This is a genomic window from Streptomyces sp. P17 (assembly GCF_032436805.1).
Lineage (GTDB): Bacteria > Actinomycetota > Actinomycetes > Streptomycetales > Streptomycetaceae > Streptomyces.
Genome location: NZ_JAVRBF010000033.1, coordinates 81,009 through 96,627, shown reverse-complemented (window position 1 = coordinate 96,627; position 15,619 = coordinate 81,009). Strand labels below are relative to the sequence as shown.

Below are 15,619 nucleotides of genomic sequence, written 5' to 3'. Positions count from 1 at the left end.
GGGGGTGGTTCTCCTGTCGTGCCCTCTCAGGCTAACCCGACGAAGCGGGGCGTCTCACCCAAGGCTGACAGAGAGGGGGTCGGCGGAACACCGCGCCCGGCGAGGGACTCCACGAGTCCTTCGCCCGAAGGGCGACACAGTGCCCTGGGGCCGTCGCCCTCGTCGAGGGGGGCCGCACCACTACGTACGCGGAACTCGACGCGACGGCCGACGCCTGGGCCGCGGGACTCGTCGCCGCGGGAGTCACCCCCGGCGCGCTGGTGCCGGTGCTGCTGCCCAGGAGCACGGAGCTGGTCACCGCGCTCCTCGCGGTCCTGAAGGCGGGGGCGGCCTACGCCCTGCTGGCCCCCGAGTGGCCCGCGGACCGGCTGCGGGAGGTGCTGCGCGACCTGCGGCCGCCCCTGCTCATCGCCCGCGACGGCCAGGAGGCGCCGGCCGAACTCGCGCCGACCGTGTGGACGCCGCCCCCCGTCGTGGCCGAGGCGTCGGCGGCCCCCGCCGGCTTCACGCCCGTGGCCGTCGGCGCCGACGATCCGGCGTGCGTCTTCTTCACCTCCGGGACCACGGGCCGGCCCAAGGGCGTGCTCAGCCCGCACCGGGCGACCGCGCGCCTCTTCCAGCCGGGCACCTTCGCGGAGTTCACCGCCGACACGGTGATGCCGCTCGCCGCCGCCACCCCCTGGGACGCCTTCTCGCTCGAACTGTGGTCGGTGCTCCTGAACGGCGGCACCTCGGTGGTCGTGACCGACCCCTACCTTTCCCCCGCGGCCCTGCGCGGAGCCGTCTCCCGGCACGGCGCGGACACAGCCTGGATGACCGCGAGCCTGTTCAACATGATCGTGGACGAGGCCCCGGACGCCTTCGCGGGGCTGCGCCAGGTCGCGATCGGCGGGGAACGGCTCTCGGCCGGCCACGTCCGCCGCTTCCTGCGCAGGCATCCCGGCATCGTGCTCCTCAACGGCTACGGGCCGGTCGAGTCCACGGTCTTCGCCACCACGCACCGCATCACGGAGGCCGACTGCGACCTTCCCGGCGGCATTCCCCTCGGGCGCCCGGTGCCCGGTACGCAGGTCCACGTCCTGGACGGGAGCCGGCCGTGCGCGGTCGGCGAGACCGGGGAGATCTGCCTCGCCGGCGACGGGCTGGCGCTCGGCTATCTGAACGACGACGCGCTGACCGCGCTGAAGTTCACCCGCGTACGGATCGACGGACGCGAGGTACGCGTCTACCGCACCGGTGACCTCGGCCGCTGGGACCCGGACGGCCTGCTGCACTACGAGGGCCGCTCCGACCGGCAGCTGAAGATCCGGGGCCACCGCGTCGAGCCGGCGGAGGTCGAGCGCCAGGTGGAACGGCTCCTGCCCGCCGTACGGCACTGCAGGATGCTGGCCCGTGGCGACGCCGCCCGCGGCGAGCGCGAACTGGTCGCGTGCTGCGTGCCGGTGAGGCAGGGGGACCCGCTGGAAGGAGCCCTCGCCGTGCTCGAAGAGGCCCTGGTCGCCTACCAGCGACCCGCCGCGGTGGTCAGTGTCGACGCCTTCCCCGTCACGGCGCAGGGCAAGCTGGACGAACGCGCCCTGCTGGCGCTGGCCGAGGCGGCCGGACCGGCCGCCCCCGGCCGCCCGCAGCAGGAGGCGGCGCACCCGGCAGAGCCCGGCGTCAGGCCCGCCGACCTTGGCGATCCCGTGCTGCGGGCCGTGGCGGAGTGCTTCGCCTCCGTCCTGGAACGTGACGCGGTCCCCCTCGACGTGCCCTTCGTCCACCTCGGCGGGACCTCCCTCGGCGCGGGCCGGCTCTGCGCCCGGCTCGCGGCAGCGCTGTCCCGCCCGGTCCCGGTCTCCTGGCTGTACCAGGAGCCGACGGTCACGGGCCTCGCCCACCGGCTGGCCGCCGTGCCGGAGCCCGCCTCGCCTCCGGCCGGTCACGCCGAGTCCGAGGGCTCCGCCGACGTACCTCTGTCGCCCATGCAACTCGTCTACCTCACCCCGCAGTTGCTGGATCCGGCGGACCGTACGGGGCACTGCCTGATGACCTGGGCGGTCGAGGGCGCGCTGGACCGGGCGGCGCTGGAGGCGGCCGTGGCCGAGGTGCACCGCGGCCACGAGGCCCTGCGGGCCGCGTACGTACTCGACCCGCGGCCCGCCGCGGAACCCGTGGACATCCCTCCGCCGCCCGTGGAGGTGCTGCCCGCCCAGGAGTCCGTCGCCGCGGCGGCGTGCGCGGCCCGCGCGGAACTCGCCGCGGAGCTGGCCCTGGACGCCGGGGAGGTGTGGCGCACCGTCCTGGTGCCCGTCACCGGCCCGACGCCGGAGGCGGGCGCGGCGGTCTTCGGCTGCGTGGTGCACCACGTCGCCTTCGACGGCTGGTCGGAGGGGATCCTCGCCGAAGACCTGAGCGCCGCGTACCGCACGGCGGTGACCTCGGGCACGCCCGAGTTGAGCCCCCGTCCGACCCTGGCGGCGGTGCACCAAGAGCGCCGGGCGCTCCTGCGGGAGGCCGCGGCGGAGACCCACCATGCCTTCCTGCGCTCCGAGTTGGCGGACGTACCGGCGATGCGGTGGCCGGCCGGCCCCGAGTCGTCGGCGGCGAGGACGCCGGGGCTGGTCGAGACCGTGCTGGACGAGAAGGCGGTGGCCGGGGCCGACGCCGTGGCCGCCGCTGCGGGGGTCACCCGTTTCGTGGTCCTGCTCGCGTTGTGGGCGGCGAGCCTCGCGGAGTCGACCGGGCAGCGGGACTTCGCCGTGGGCGTTCCCGTGGCCCAGCGCGACGGTGTGGAGCTGGAGCGCGCCATCGGATGCCACATCAACATGCTGACCCTGCGGCTGCGCGGGGCGGCCCTGGACGGCGACGCGTCCGCGGTCGCCCGGGTCGCCGAGACCACCGCCCGCGCCTTCGCCGCGCAGGAGGTGCCGTTCCCCGACGTCCTGTCGTTGGTGGAGCCGCCGCGCGGCGGCCGGCCCCCGCTGTACCAGACCCTCTTCGCCTGCCAGGACAACGTCCCGCCGAGGCTGGACCTCGTGGGCGCGCGGACCACCCTGCTGCGGCAGCCCTATCTGGACCTGCCCCTCGAACTGCACACGGAGCTGTGGCCCGCGGCCGGCGGCGGACTGCTCGTCCACACCGCCTTCCGGCCCGACGCGGTCGCGGAGAGCACTGCGCGCGAGGTCTCCAAGCGCTTCGCGGAGCGTGTGCGCACCCTTTTCCCAGGAGTCACTCCATGACAACGACCGCCGTATCGCCCGCCCTGCTCACCGACCCCGCACTGCACGCGAGCGGTGATCCGCACCCCGTGTGGCAGTGGATGCGCGGGCACGCCCCGGTGTACCGCCACGAGGCGGCGGAGCTGCCCGCGTTTTGGTCCCTGACCCGTTACGAGGACATCCGGTCGGTGTACCGGGACGCCGCCACCTTCAGCTCGGCACGCGGCGTGCTGCTGCGCCCCGGAGACGACCCGGGCGGCGGCATGACGCTGGCCCTGACCGACGCCCCGCGGCACAAGCAGCTGCGCGGCCTGATGGCGGACTGGTTCAACACCCGCGCGGTGCGGGGCCTGGAGGGCTACGTCCGGGCGGCAACACGCAGGGTCCTCGGGCGGGCCGTGGAACTGGGCTCCTGCGACTTCGCGGACGACGTGGCGGGCCGGCTGTCGCTGTCGGTGATCTGCCACATCCTGGGCATCCCCGAGCGGGACCACGAGGACCTGTACCGGTGGACGAACCAGGCGTTCGAGGCCCATACGTCACTGGTCTCGCACCCCCAGCTCGTCGAGTACTTCATGGAGCTGCTCTACCAGCGGATGGAGGAGCCCGCCGACGACCTGGTGAGCGCCCTCGTCAACGGCACGGTGGACGGCGAGCTGCTGACCGAGGAGGAGGCGGTTTTCAACTGCGAGAACCTCATCGGGGCCACCGAGAACGGCCGACTGGCCCTGATCGGGGGCATGCAGGCCTTCCTGGAGCACCCCGAACAGTGGCAGCGGCTGGCCGGTGACCGGAGCCTGATGCCCGGTGCCGTCGAGGAGATCCTGCGCTGGACCTCCAGCGCGACGCACAGCATGCGGATCGCCACCCGCCCTGTGGAGATCCGGGGCACGCGGGTCGAGGCCGGTGACCGCGTCGTGCTGTGGCTGCCCTCGGCCAACCGCGACGAGGACGTGTTCACCGATCCGTACGTCTTCGACATCACCCGCAGCCCGAACCGGCACATCGCCCTGGCCGCCGGAGAGCACTTCTGCATCGGCTCCACGCTGGCCAGGGCCGAGATGCGCGTCCTGTTCACGGAACTGCTCGACACCGTAGGCCGGATCGAGCAGAGCGGCCCCGTGCGGCGGCTGCGCTCGATCGAGGTGGGCGGCCCCGAGACGCTGCCGCTCCGCCTCACCGCGAAGTGACCGCCAGGGCCGTGGCGCCCGCCCCCTGTCTGCCCCCTCACACCACCGCACCCATCTCATGCCCCGTTCAGGAGTGAAGACATGACGGACACGAAGGACCAGCCCGGTCTCGTACACATCTCGCACCCCGCCGGGGTCGCCCCCAGTTCCGGGTACACCCATGTGGTCACCGGGCCGGGCCGCGTGGCCGCGATCGCCGGCCAGATGCCTTTCGACGCCGACGGCGAGCTGGTCGGCGCCGGGGACCCCGCGGCCCAGGCCCGGCAGGTCTTCGCCAACATGGAGCGCTGCCTCGCCGCCGCCGGGGCCACCTTCGACGACGTCATCAAGCTCACCTACTTCGTCACGGACATCGCCTTCGTCCCCCCAATCCTGGCCGCGCGCGACGAGTTCATCGACACCGAGCGCCCGCCGGCGAGCACGGTGGTCCAGATCGTCGCGCTCTACCGCCCCGATCTGCTGCTCGAAGTGGACGCCCTCGCCCTGCTGCCCGTCGAGTAGACCGGACCACGTACCCCATGAACCCCACCTTTTCCCTCCGGCACGCCGGGCTGCAGGCCACGCCGCCGCCCTTCGACGCCGAGCTCGCCGGGCCGATCGACCGGATCCTCCGCGACCTTCCCATGCCCCTGACATCCGAGCTGGTCCAGGACCGGCGCCGCCGCTCCACCTCGGGGCGACTGAGCGACGAGCACATACGCCGGGACGGGACGTTCGAGATCGAGGAGCGCATGGTGCCCGGCCCGGCCGGCGCCCCGGCGATCACCCTGCTGATCTGCCGGCCGGCGGCGGTCCGGGGGCCCGTATCGGTCATTTACCACACGCACGGCGGCGGCATGGTGGCCGGCAGCCACCGCAGCACCGAACTGGTCGGCGAACTGGACCGGGCCCAGGAGCTCGGGGCGGCCGTGGTCTCCGTCGAGTACCGGCTGGCCCCTGAACACCCCGACCCCGCACCCGTGGAGGACTGCTATGCGGGCCTGTGCTGGCTGGCGGAGCACGCCGCAGGCCTCGGCCTCGACCCGGACCGCATCTTCCTCAGCGGCAACAGCGCAGGAGGGGCCCTTGCCGCGGGTCTTGCCCTGCTGGCGCGCGACCGCTCGGGTCCGCGCCCGGTCGGCCAGGTTCTGCAGTTCCCCATGCTCGACGACCGGTGCTCCACGTTCTCGGCCGGGCAGATGGCGCGCGTCGGCCTGTGGGACGGGGAGTCCAACCTGGTGGGGTGGACGGCCCTGCTGGGGGAGCGGTGCGGCGGTCCGGACGTCTCCTGCTACGCAGCTCCGGGCCGGGCCGAGGACCTGTCCGCACTCCCGCCCGCCTTCATCGAGGTCGGCTCTGTGGAAGCGCTGCGCGACGAGGGGATCACGTACGCGTCCCGCATCTGGCAGACCGGTGGCGAGGCCGAACTCCACGTGTGGTCAGGGGCGTTCCACAGCTTCGACGAGTGGGTTCCGGACGCGGTCGTCTCGAAGGCCGCGCATCAGGCACGCGTGGCGTGGATGCGCCGCGTACTCGCCGGCTGAGAGTTCCGCCGGTGCCGTCCTGCCCGGCGCCGAGTGGCGCGCGGGCGGGGTGGTGCCGGGCGGTACGCCGGTCAGCGCTGGGCGGTGTCCGCCTGCCCGGCGCTCTCCAGGGACTCGGCCAGGACCCGCCAGATCTCGGCGGCGAGGTCCATGCTCGAAGCGTGACGGGCTTCCTCGCCCAGTTGCTTGAGCCGGGCGCGCCCCTGCTGCTGGTGGCCTTCGGCGATCAGGAGCAGGCTGTCGAGCATCTGCAGCCGGATCCGGTCGCGGTAGGTGAGGCGCAGATTCTCGAAGTCCAGCCGGTCGTGGGCGGCGCGGGCGTCCGGGTAGCGGCCCTCCTCGAACGCAAGGTGCGCCTGGAGCACCAGGAGTTCCTGTTGCTGGACGGGGGTGCCGACGAGCGAGAGCGCCGCCTCGGCCTGCGTGAGGCACGTACGGGCCTTCTCCGTGAGGGCGGGCCTCGACTGCAGGTACAGCGAGCCCGCGGCGAGCCTCAGCCGGGCCCACAGGATGGGGTCGTCACGGCTGTCCAGCACATGCATGGCCTGTTCCAGGTAGGCGTGGACCGCCTCGTCGTCCCCTTGACGGGAGCTGACGGTGGCAGCCGACCACAGGGCCTCGGCGCGCAGTGCGTCCGACTTGCCCGCCACGAGTTCGACAAGTTCCCCGGCGTGTGCGCGGGCTTCGGGCAGACGGCCCGACTCGGCCTCGGCCGACACCAGTGCCAGGAGGGCGGTCCCGGTATCGGTGACGGACAGGCCCGCGTCCTTGGCGACCTGATACGCGCGCTCTGCAAGGTCGAGGGCACGGGCGACCTGCCCCACCGAGCGCAGGCACCGGGCGAGCTGGGTGCCCGACCGGCACTGCAGCGAGGGGAGCGCGAGCTCGTCGGCCACTTCGGCCAGCTCTTCCAGGCACGCCTGCTCCTCGGCGCGCTCGCCGTGGCGGGACCGGTAGCCGGCGATCACCCACAGGGCCTGCCAGCGCAGGAACGGATCCACCGCCCCGGCGGTCGCGAGCACCCTGATGAGTTCCTCGACGGACTCGTCGCTGTCGGAGGAGGCGGCGATGCTCAACGCCTGCGTGAGCGGGTTGCCGCCGGTGGCGCCGGCAGCCCCTGAGGCGGGCGGGGCCTCGAGGGCCGCGCGCTCCACGCCCAGCTGTTTGGCAAGGTAGGCGATCACTCGCTCGGTGGGCTGGCGTGCACCCGACTCCAGCCGGGACAAGTACCCGGTGGAGATCTCCTCACCGGCCAACGCGGCCTGAGAGAGCCCCCGCTGGAGCCTCAGTGCCTTGAGGCGCGCGCCGAAAGACGACTCGTCCGTCATGTGAGTCCTGCAATCACTTCTCATCATGCCACTTGATCGCGCGTCAGCGCTTTGGCGGGCAATCTTAGCGCTCGCGAAACCGTCTGGCAAATCGTTTGCCTATTACGTGACAATGCGGGGGTCGGCGTCCGTCCGCCGCCCGTTCCGGCACGCGGAAGAATGGACGGCAATCCCTGGCAAATCAATGTGTCATCGAGTGTCGGCGACCGGGATCGGGACTCGGGCGATCCGGGTCCGCTTTGCGAACCGCCCGGTTCCTCGTCACGCTGGGGCTTTCCGCTGCGCGTGTTCCAGCGGCGGCGCACGGCGGCCGCCGGCAGCCCTACGCGAGGTGGAACAGGCCCTTGGACAGCGCCAGGACCCGGGCCTGGTCGCGGGCCAGGGCCGCCGCGTCGGCATGGGCCATGTGCACGGTGAGCGGGCTGGACGGCAGATCGACGGTAGGCCTGAGCCGGTCGCCTGGGCCGGGCTTCACCGTGACCGCCCGTACGGAATCGAGCGCGTCGATCTCCGCCAGGACCGACGCGTCCACGGACTCCACGAGGCCGGCGGAGTCGGTGGCCACATGGTAGACGAAAGCCTCCCGGAGCCGGCTGTAGGTGCGGCCCGCGAACTCCTGAGCGAACTCCGCCGGGCGCAGCCAGGCCAGCGCACTCGCCCGGGCCTGGTCGGCGCCGCAGCACCCAGCGTCGAACTCCGGATGCATCGCACCATTCATGCGGGCGCCGATCTCAACGAGCGCGGGACCGTCGGGCGTCATCATCACCTCGGCGTGAGCGGCGCCGGACTCGATGCCGAGGGCGTCCAGCACGTCGTGGGTGTACGTGGTGAGCTCGGCGACCACCGGGTCGTCCGGCGGGACGAGTACGTCGCGGTGGGAGACGTTGCGGGCGCCGCGGCGCCGCTTGTCGTAGCGCCAGACGCCGGCGTTGTAGCGCTGCCCCCGGCAGGAGACGGTGTCCACGATGTACTCGGTACCGGCGAGGTAGGACTGCGCCAGCACCTCGGTGTTGGTCTCTCCGTACATGGTGACGGACCCGAGGATCGCCCGCGCGGCGTCGCGCACCTGGTCCGGACCGGTGCAGATGGACACGCCCTGAGCGCCGGAGGCGGCCAGCGGCTTGACCACGACCGGCCGGCCGTCCTGCTCCTTCGCCCATGCCGCGACGGCGGCGGGGTCGTCGGACCTGAACTGGCGGGCGCAGCGCACTCCGGCCTTCCGTACGGCTTCGATCATGAGGTACTTGTCGCGGCGCGCGGCCGACAGCGCGGAGCCGTTGGTCGGCAGGCCGAGCATCTCGGACATGAGGTCGGCGAGCGGTACGCCGGGTTCCTGCCCGGCCACCACGAGCGCCGGGCGCAGTTCGGCCAGCCGCCGGGCGGTCTCGACCGGGGCGGCGGCGACGAGAGCCGCCGCGTAGCTGCTCAGGTCGGGCGCCTTCAGGGACTTGAGGGGTTCGGGCGTGCTGGAGAGGTGCACGACGTTGGCACCGAGTCCGGCGAAGGCCGCGCGCAGGTGTCTGCCCGTCCCGTACGCGTCGACGAGGACGACCAAGGGGTGTTCCGCTCGCATACTGCCTCCGCTGAGCATTCAGTTGCCACACCTGGCAAGGATAATTGCCATCATTATTGACCGGGCAGGCAGCGCCTGTCACTCTCTCTGGGCGGAGCCGCCCGGTCAAGGCGAAGTGTCCTGCCGCCGGAGAGCGCCTGAAGAGCGTGTCGGGTCCGTGGGGTGTGCGACCCTCCAGTTCACCGGCCGGCGCGGCCGCTGCAGCCCGGGACGTGGAGTTGCGAGACACGGGGCCCTCGCGTCTTGTCCACGGGGAACCTTGGATTCAGTCATCAACGGGAAGGGCCCGCGAGAACCTCACATGCACGATGATCAAGTGGACGTGACCGCCGAGACTGTTGCCGCCTTGGTCCAGGAGCAGTTCCCTCAGTGGCGCGACAAGGTGATTCGACCCCTGCCGTCGACCGGGACGGTCAACGGCATTTTCCGCATCGGGGACGGCCTCTCGGCTCGTTTTCCCCTGCGTCTGGCCGGTGTTGCCGAGGCGTGGGCCGTACTGGAACAGGAAGCGCGGGCGAGCGCGGAGCTTGCGCAGGTGTCCCGGTTCCCTGTTCCGGAACCCGTCGCCCTTGGGAAGCCTGGCGCGGGGTATCCCATGCCGTGGTCGGTCCAGACATGGGTGCCGGGAACGGTCGCCTTCGAGGCCGATCCGGGTGGGTCGGATGCTTTCGCCGAGGACCTCGCGGCCTTCATCGCGGACCTGCGGAAAGCCGACACCCGGGGGCGGCTTTTCCGTGGCGAAGGCCGTGGCGGCGTGCTCGCTCACCACGACGACTGGATGGCCGAGTGCTTCGAGGAGAGCGAGGGGCTGCTCGACGTGCCCCGGCTGCGCCACCTGTGGAGCCACTTCAGACAGTTGCCGCGCAGGGGTGCCGACGTGATGAACCACGGCGACCTGATTCCCGGCAATGTGCTGGTCGCGGGAGGCCGGCTCGCCGGCGTACTCGACACCGGCGGCTTCGGCCCGGCCGACCCCGCGCTGGATCTGGTCAGCGCCTGGCACCTGCTGGAGCCGGGCCCGCGGGACGTCCTGCGGCGCGCCCTGGGCTGTGACGAACTGGAGTGGGAGCGCGGCAAGGCCTGGGCGTTCCAGCAGGCGATGGGTGTCGTCTGGTACTACGTCGAGACCAATCCGACGATGAGCGGAATGGGGCGCCGGACACTCGACCGCATTCTGGAGTCGATGCAGTAGTTCTGCCTCGCCCCGTCATGGGTCCGGATCCGTCACGGAATGGATCCGGACCCTGATGCTGCTTGGTGACCGGACCGGGGGTCCGCGCCGACGGGGCCACCGCCGCCCTCGGCTTGCCAAGCCTTGCCAGTACTTGGCAAGTTGCGATAGCGTCGTTGGCAAGCCGAGGGTCTGTCCTTTGTATCCACACCTCTTGTTGTTCCTGGCCTTCCGCGGGCGGCTCTGCGTGCGGTGAAGAGCGCGGCGGAGCCCTTGGCCGGGACCAAGGGCTCCAGCGAGCCCGCTCGGCTTCCGTCCCTCCGTCGACTCGGCTCGCACGACATCCTGCCGACGTCCGGACCCCTGGTTCGCAGCCGTGCCGCCCGCCGCCCACCGGCCTGGGAGCCCCTGGGCCCATGAGGCCACCGGGCCCACAGGACCCCGACCCGCACGCCCACCAGCGAGGAGTAGGTACATGAAGGAAAGCGTCCTTGTCATCGGCTCGGGCCACCGGCACTTCCGTGAGTACGCGTTGCGCGGGCTTGCCGAGGCTTTCCGGCTCGTGCTGATCGGGCCGGCGCCGCTGGACTGGCAACTGCCGTACGTGGCCGACCACCGGACGGCCGACGTGGAGGACGCGGCCGCAGTGCACGCCGCCGCCGCGGACCTGGCCGCCGAGCACCCCGTCACAGGCGTCGTCACCTGGGACGAGTCCCTCGTGACGCACACCGCCGAGGTGGCCGCCCGGCTGGGCGTGCCGGCCATGCCGGTGGCGGCGGCCCAGGCCTGCCGGGACAAGGCGCGTCAGCGCGAGCGCTTCCGGGCGGCCGGCGTTCCCTCCGCCCGGTTCGCGCTCGCCGCGTCCGAGGCCGAGGCGGTGCGCGCCGCCGAGTCCCTCGTCTTTCCCGTGGTGCTCAAGCCGCGCGGCCGGGCCGCCAGCATCGGCGTGCGGATCGTGCACTCCGAGACCGAGCTGCGCGAGACGTTCGCGCAGGTGCAGGAGGTCGAGAACCCCTCGATCGAGGACGGACTCGTCCTCGTCGAGGAATTCCTCTCCGGCCCGGAGATCGCCGTGGACAGCTGGGTGCTGGACGGCAGGGTCGAGCCCTTCTCGATCGCGGCCAAGCGCACCGACTACCCGCCCTACTTCGAGGAGGTCGCACACGTCGCCGGCCGTGTCCTCGACCCCGCCACCGAGGCGCGGGTGCGCGAGGTGGTGATCGCCGCGAACCGGGCCCTGGGCACCGACCGCACCATCACGCACACCGAGCTGATCCTCACCAGCGACGGCCCGAAGGTGGTCGAGGTCAACGGCCGGCTCGGCGGCGACCTCATCCCGCGCCTGGCCGAACTCGCCGTCCCGGGGCTCTCCGTCGGCCGGGTGCTCGGCACGGTCGCCACGGGCCGCGTCCCCGAGCCCATCGCCGCACCCGAGGGCGTGGTCGGCATCCGCTTCCTGTATCCGGCGACGGACCTGGCCTTCACCCGTCTGGAACTGCCGTCCGCGCTCGCCGACGAGCCGTGGGTGCACGAGGTGCGCACGGTCACCGAGACCGGCACCGAACTGTGCCTGCCGCCCCGGGGGTTCCTCGGCCGCGCCGGCTACGCCATCGCCACCGGCGACGACATCGCGGTCATCGACGCACGCCTTCTCAAGCTGGCCGAGGCCGCCGCCGTACACGGTGAGCCGCTGCCCTCCTGAGCGTCCCCGCCCTCCCGGGCGCCGCGGTCCCGTCCACCCCGGCCCTGCCCTTTCGCCCCACTTCCTGCACGATCGCTGTCACCCACTGGAGCAAGTGATGAAGAAAGCTCTGCTTTTCGGCGAGTACAAGATCGCCCGTTTTCTGCCGGTCCTACGCGAGCGCGGCTACACCGACATCGTCGTGTACTCGGCCATCGAGTTCGACGCGGCCTCGGAGTTCGACAACGAGGGTGTCGAGGTCAGACTGATGGACCTGAACTGGACGGCGGACGACGTCCTGGCCGTCCTGGAGGCCGAGCGGCCCGACGTCGCGATCGCCAACGCCTACCCCCACGGCCAGGAGCAACTGCCCATCGTCTACGGCCGCGCCGCCGCCCGCTGGAACGGCCGGTTCGTCGCCCACTCCGCACCGTTCGCCGAAATCGCGTGCGACAAGGTGACGCTGCACCGGACCGCCACGGAGCGAGGCTGGCCGGTGCCGGCCGGCGCAGTGTGCGAGAACGCCGAGCAGGTCGCCGCGGCCGCCGCCGAGGTGGGCTTCCCGCTGGTGATCAAGGAGGCGCGGTCGCAGGCCGGCGACGGACGCTTCCATGCCGCCTCCCAGGAGGACCTGGACGGGGTGCTCGCCGCGGGCCTGGCGTACCCCACCATCGTGCAGGCCTTCGCGCAGGGCGAGGAGACCGGGATCGAGCTGATCAGCGCCGACGGCACGCTCATGCGCTGGCCGGTGGTCTCGATGGGGCCACTGGACGACGGCCTCGAACCGACGCTGCGGGCGCGCGTCACGCCGTACGAGCTGCCCGCGGGCGCGGCGGCCCGGCTCGACGCGTTCGTCACCGACCTGCAGGAGAACTTCGCCCCGTTCGGTCCGTGGCAGATCGACTTCGCCGTGGTCGACGGCGGCGACGACATCGTCGTCCTGGAGATCAACCCGCGCTTCGGCGGCCTGACCGACCTGGCACTGACCGGCACCGGCACCAGCCCGCACGCGGTGTTCACCGCGGCCGCACTCGGCGATGCGCTGCCGCAGGTGGAGTCCCGCGCGGTGACGATCGAGCTGCCGTGCACCGAGATACCGGGTGTCGAGGTGCCCGCCCACCCCGAGGGCGCGGAGGTGATGGTGTCGACCGCGCGCCGGCCCACCAACCGGTGCTTCACCGGCACCGACCGCATGCAGCTCCTCACCAGGATCGGCGACCTGGACGCGGGCAAGCGCTGGATCAAGGAGGTGGACGCCGCAGGCCTGCTGCGCTGCTCGCTGGACTCCGCCTTCCGTCAGCTGGAGCAGGGCTTCGAGGTCTTCGGCCGGCAGGAGGACGCACGATGAGGGTGCTGATCGCCGGCATCGGTGAGCACAAGGACTTCGGGCTGAAGTCCCTGCAGGCGGCAGGGCACTTCGTCGGGGTCATGGACCTGCCGCACCGCATTCCCGTCGACCTGTGCGACTGGTGGCGGGCCAGTGACGGGTCGGTCGACTCCATGCTGGAGGCGGCCGACTCGGCCGACTTCACCTGGGACGCGGTGCTGTGCTGGGCGGAACTGTGCACCGACGCGGCCCGTGAGGTCGCGCGCAAACTCGGCGTGCCGGGCACCCGGATGCCCGAGGGCCGCTTCCGTGACAAGGGTCTGATGCACGGCCGACTGCGTGAGACGGGTCTGCCCACCCCGCAGCTCGGCGTCGCGCGCACGCTGCAGGAGTGCGAGCACCTGATCGAGGGCCGGTTCCCGGTCGTGGTCAAGCCGACCGACTACGGCGGCAGCGGCGGCGTACAGATCGTCACCGGGCCGGACGGGCTCGGCGGCGCGTTCGACGCGGCGGTGGCGCTGTCGGCGAGCGGCCGGGTGGCCGTGGACCGCTATGTGCGCGGCACGGAGTACAGCGTCGAGTCGGTGACCTGGGCGCACGGGGAGCACCAGGTCCTCGCGGTGACCGAGAAGCATCTGACCCGGCCGCCGTACTGCGTGGAGGTCGGCCATGTGGTGCCCGCGACGCTGCCGGACTCCGACCGGGAGGCACTGGAGGCGGCGACGGTCACTGTCCTCGACGCCCTCGGCATGGAGGCCGGCGTGTCCCATGCGGAGTTCCGGCTGACCGACAAGGGTCCGGTCCTGATGGAGATCGCCGGGCGTCCCGCGGGCGACCAGATCCCTCGCCTTGTGGAGCTGACCACCGGCTGGAACCTCTACCGCGCGGAACTGGCGGCGGTGGCGGGCGAGCGCATCGTGCCGGGGACGCCTGCGGCGCAGTGCGCAGCCGTCCGCTGTTTTGTCGGCGACGGACAGACGCCGTTCACCTATCCGGTGACGCCGGCGAATGCCTCCGCGCCTCCGCTGCTCGGCACCCTGCGGGAGCTGCGGTACACCACCGGCGAGGGCACCGTGCACCGGGCGCCGCGCGGCCTGGTGGACCGCCTGGGCCACGGGATCGTCGCGGGCGACCGTGCGGAGGTCACGGCGGCGCTGGCAGTGCTGAGCCGAGGTGCAGAGGTCTACCGAGGTGAGTAGCGCGACGGCCGGGCGGCCGGCAGACAGCGAGCAGGAGGACCGGACCCGGGTCGGGAGCGACGCGGTGCGCGCCGGTGGCGGCACCGGGAACCAACGGCCCGGTCTGTGGCGCAACCGCGATTTCCTCAAGCTGTGGTCGGGCGAGACGGTCGCCGCGATGGGCGCGCAGGTGACGCAGCTGGCGCTGCCCATGCTGGTGCTCGCCGCCTTGGGGGCGAGCGCCGCGGAGGTCGGAGTGGTCTCCGCCATGCAGTTCCTGCCCGCGCTGTGCGTCACCCCGTTCGCCGGCCTGCTGATCGACCTCTTCGACCGCAGGACGGTGCTGCTGGTCGCCAACCTGGTGCGGGCGGCGGCACTCGCCCTGGTGCCGGTGCTGTATCTCACCGACACGCTGTCCGTGCCGGCCCTGTGCGTGATTGCTTTCGTGGTGGGCGCGGGGACCTCGGTGTTCGACGTGGCCTACCTCGCCTATCTGCCGACGCTCGTGCCGCAGCGCGATCTGGTGGACGCCAACAGCAAGTTGCAGGGGTCGTACTCCGTGGCCCAGATCGGCGGCTCCGGCGCGGGCGGCCTGCTGATCAAGGCGCTCGGCGCGTGGCTGGCGATACTGGCGAATGTCGCCGCCTACCTGGCGGCGTTCGTCAGCATCCTGCTCATCCGGCACCGTGAGCCGCCGCGCGAAAGGCCCACGGCCGGGCGTCCGCGCCTGGCCGACATGCTCACCGGGTTCAAGCTGCTGTGGCGTGACCGCACCCTGCGGGTGCTGAGCATGCAGGCGGGCTGGTTCAACCTGTGCGAGCAGGCGATTCTGACCCTGTTCCTCGTCTACGCGGTGAAGGCGCTGCGCATGGACGCGGGCGGCGTCGGCTTCGTCCTCGCCTTCGGCAGCATCGCCTCGCTGGCCGGGGCGTTCGTGGCCCGGCGGGCCGGGAACCGCTTCGGCTTTCCCGGGATTCTGGTCCTGGCCAGCTGCGCCGCGTCACTGGCGCCCCTGCTGTTGCTGCCGACCGGTCCCGGGTCGGCATGGAACTTCCCCCTGGCGACGCTGACCTTCGCCGTCTACGGGTTCGGGCTGACCATCTACAACGTCCACGTGGTCTCCTTCCGCCAGACGGTGATCCCCTCCGAGGTCCTGGGGCGGGCGATGGCGGCCTACCGCATGCTCACGTACGGCACCCTGCCGGTCGGCGCGTTCCTCGGTGGTCTGCTGGGCGAACAGCTGGGCCTGTGGAAGTCGATCCTGCTGTTCGCGCTCACGGCGGTCGTGGGCTGGCTGCTGTTCGTGCTGGCCTGCCGCACACTGCCCGCCCGGGAACCGGAAGCAACGCCGACACGATGACGGGGAGGTCGTGCAGGAAGGCGCCGCCCACCTCGCCGTATCACCGACAACAGCTCCGTCGGCGCCGTCCTCATCGCCGGGCACAGAC

The 15,619-nt window shown here is 72.2% G+C and carries 11 protein-coding genes and 1 pseudogene; 10 read left to right on the top strand and 2 right to left on the bottom strand.

From position 1 onward, the window contains the following. Positions 1–131: 131 nt before the first annotated feature. The 5 genes and pseudogenes from RMT89_RS22190 to RMT89_RS22170 form a co-directional block, all read left to right on the top strand. Positions 132–1,367: pseudogene (locus RMT89_RS22190) on the top strand (amino acid adenylation domain-containing protein); the annotation flags it as partial. A 15-nt stretch (positions 1,368–1,382) separates the two neighbouring features. Further along, on the top strand, positions 1,383–3,221 hold the full coding sequence (locus RMT89_RS22185; protein ID WP_315885503.1) for a condensation domain-containing protein: 1,839 nt from the start codon (positions 1,383–1,385) through the stop codon (positions 3,219–3,221). Further along, positions 3,218–4,390: a cytochrome P450 gene (locus RMT89_RS22180; RefSeq protein ID WP_315885497.1), complete on the top strand. Its 1,173-nt coding sequence runs from the start codon at positions 3,218–3,220 to the stop codon at positions 4,388–4,390. The genes RMT89_RS22185 and RMT89_RS22180 overlap by 4 nt, the downstream gene beginning before the upstream one ends. Before the next feature lie 81 nt (positions 4,391–4,471). Continuing rightward, complete coding sequence (locus RMT89_RS22175; protein WP_315885496.1) at positions 4,472–4,891, top strand: RidA family protein; 420 nt, start codon at positions 4,472–4,474, stop codon at positions 4,889–4,891. Positions 4,892–4,941: 50 nt separating this feature from the next. Continuing rightward, positions 4,942–5,913, top strand: a complete 972-nt coding sequence (locus RMT89_RS22170; RefSeq protein WP_315885502.1) for an alpha/beta hydrolase — start codon at positions 4,942–4,944, stop codon at positions 5,911–5,913. Between the two features lie 71 nt (positions 5,914–5,984). Here the strand turns inward: RMT89_RS22170 and RMT89_RS22165 are convergent, their stop codons facing one another. Both RMT89_RS22165 and RMT89_RS22160 read right to left on the bottom strand, forming a co-directional pair. Beyond that, the gene (locus tag RMT89_RS22165) at positions 5,985–7,241 is read right to left on the bottom strand and encodes a helix-turn-helix domain-containing protein (protein ID WP_315885495.1); all 1,257 of its coding nucleotides are present in this window, start codon (positions 7,239–7,241) and stop codon (positions 5,985–5,987) included. A 322-nt stretch (positions 7,242–7,563) separates the two neighbouring features. Beyond that, positions 7,564–8,814, bottom strand: coding sequence for an ATP-grasp domain-containing protein (locus RMT89_RS22160; protein ID WP_315885494.1), 1,251 nt, complete (start codon positions 8,812–8,814; stop codon positions 7,564–7,566). A gap of 301 nt (positions 8,815–9,115) precedes the next feature. Between RMT89_RS22160 and RMT89_RS22155 the strand changes: the two genes are divergently transcribed. The 5 genes from RMT89_RS22155 (at position 9,116) to RMT89_RS22135 (ending at position 15,531) form a co-directional block, all read left to right on the top strand. After that, a complete protein-coding gene (locus RMT89_RS22155; RefSeq protein WP_315885493.1) occupies positions 9,116–10,006 on the top strand; it encodes an aminoglycoside phosphotransferase family protein in 891 nt (296 codons plus the stop codon). Positions 10,007–10,460: 454 nt separating this feature from the next. Then, the gene (locus RMT89_RS22150) at positions 10,461–11,687 is read left to right on the top strand and encodes an ATP-grasp domain-containing protein (RefSeq protein ID WP_315885492.1); all 1,227 of its coding nucleotides are present in this window, start codon (positions 10,461–10,463) and stop codon (positions 11,685–11,687) included. A 97-nt stretch (positions 11,688–11,784) separates the two neighbouring features. Then, on the top strand, positions 11,785–13,014 hold the full coding sequence (locus tag RMT89_RS22145) for an ATP-grasp domain-containing protein (protein WP_315885491.1): 1,230 nt from the start codon (positions 11,785–11,787) through the stop codon (positions 13,012–13,014). Further along, positions 13,011–14,192, top strand: a complete 1,182-nt coding sequence (locus RMT89_RS22140) for an ATP-grasp domain-containing protein (RefSeq protein WP_315885490.1) — start codon at positions 13,011–13,013, stop codon at positions 14,190–14,192. The genes RMT89_RS22145 and RMT89_RS22140 overlap by 4 nt, the downstream gene beginning before the upstream one ends. Further along, positions 14,185–15,531: an MFS transporter gene (locus tag RMT89_RS22135; RefSeq protein WP_315885489.1), complete on the top strand. Its 1,347-nt coding sequence runs from the start codon at positions 14,185–14,187 to the stop codon at positions 15,529–15,531. Before RMT89_RS22140 ends, RMT89_RS22135 begins: the two co-directional genes overlap by 8 nt. Positions 15,532–15,619: the final 88 nt, after the last annotated feature.

What these genes read in the sequence shown, in the direction of transcription:
- RMT89_RS22175 (WP_315885496.1), top strand. Translation starts at nt 4,472, where the DNA reads ATGACGGACACGAAGGACCAGCCCGGTCTCGTACACATCTCGCACCCC.
- RMT89_RS22155 (WP_315885493.1), top strand. Translation starts at nt 9,116, where the DNA reads ATGCACGATGATCAAGTGGACGTGACCGCCGAGACTGTTGCCGCCTTG.
- RMT89_RS22165 (WP_315885495.1), bottom strand. Translation starts at nt 7,241, where the DNA reads ATGACGGACGAGTCGTCTTTCGGCGCGCGCCTCAAGGCACTGAGGCTC.
- RMT89_RS22145 (WP_315885491.1), top strand. Translation starts at nt 11,785, where the DNA reads ATGAAGAAAGCTCTGCTTTTCGGCGAGTACAAGATCGCCCGTTTTCTG.
- RMT89_RS22185 (WP_315885503.1), top strand. Translation starts at nt 1,383, where the DNA reads ATGCTGGCCCGTGGCGACGCCGCCCGCGGCGAGCGCGAACTGGTCGCG.
- RMT89_RS22140 (WP_315885490.1), top strand. Translation starts at nt 13,011, where the DNA reads ATGAGGGTGCTGATCGCCGGCATCGGTGAGCACAAGGACTTCGGGCTG.
- RMT89_RS22150 (WP_315885492.1), top strand. Translation starts at nt 10,461, where the DNA reads ATGAAGGAAAGCGTCCTTGTCATCGGCTCGGGCCACCGGCACTTCCGT.
- RMT89_RS22160 (WP_315885494.1), bottom strand. Translation starts at nt 8,814, where the DNA reads ATGCGAGCGGAACACCCCTTGGTCGTCCTCGTCGACGCGTACGGGACG.
- RMT89_RS22180 (WP_315885497.1), top strand. Translation starts at nt 3,218, where the DNA reads ATGACAACGACCGCCGTATCGCCCGCCCTGCTCACCGACCCCGCACTG.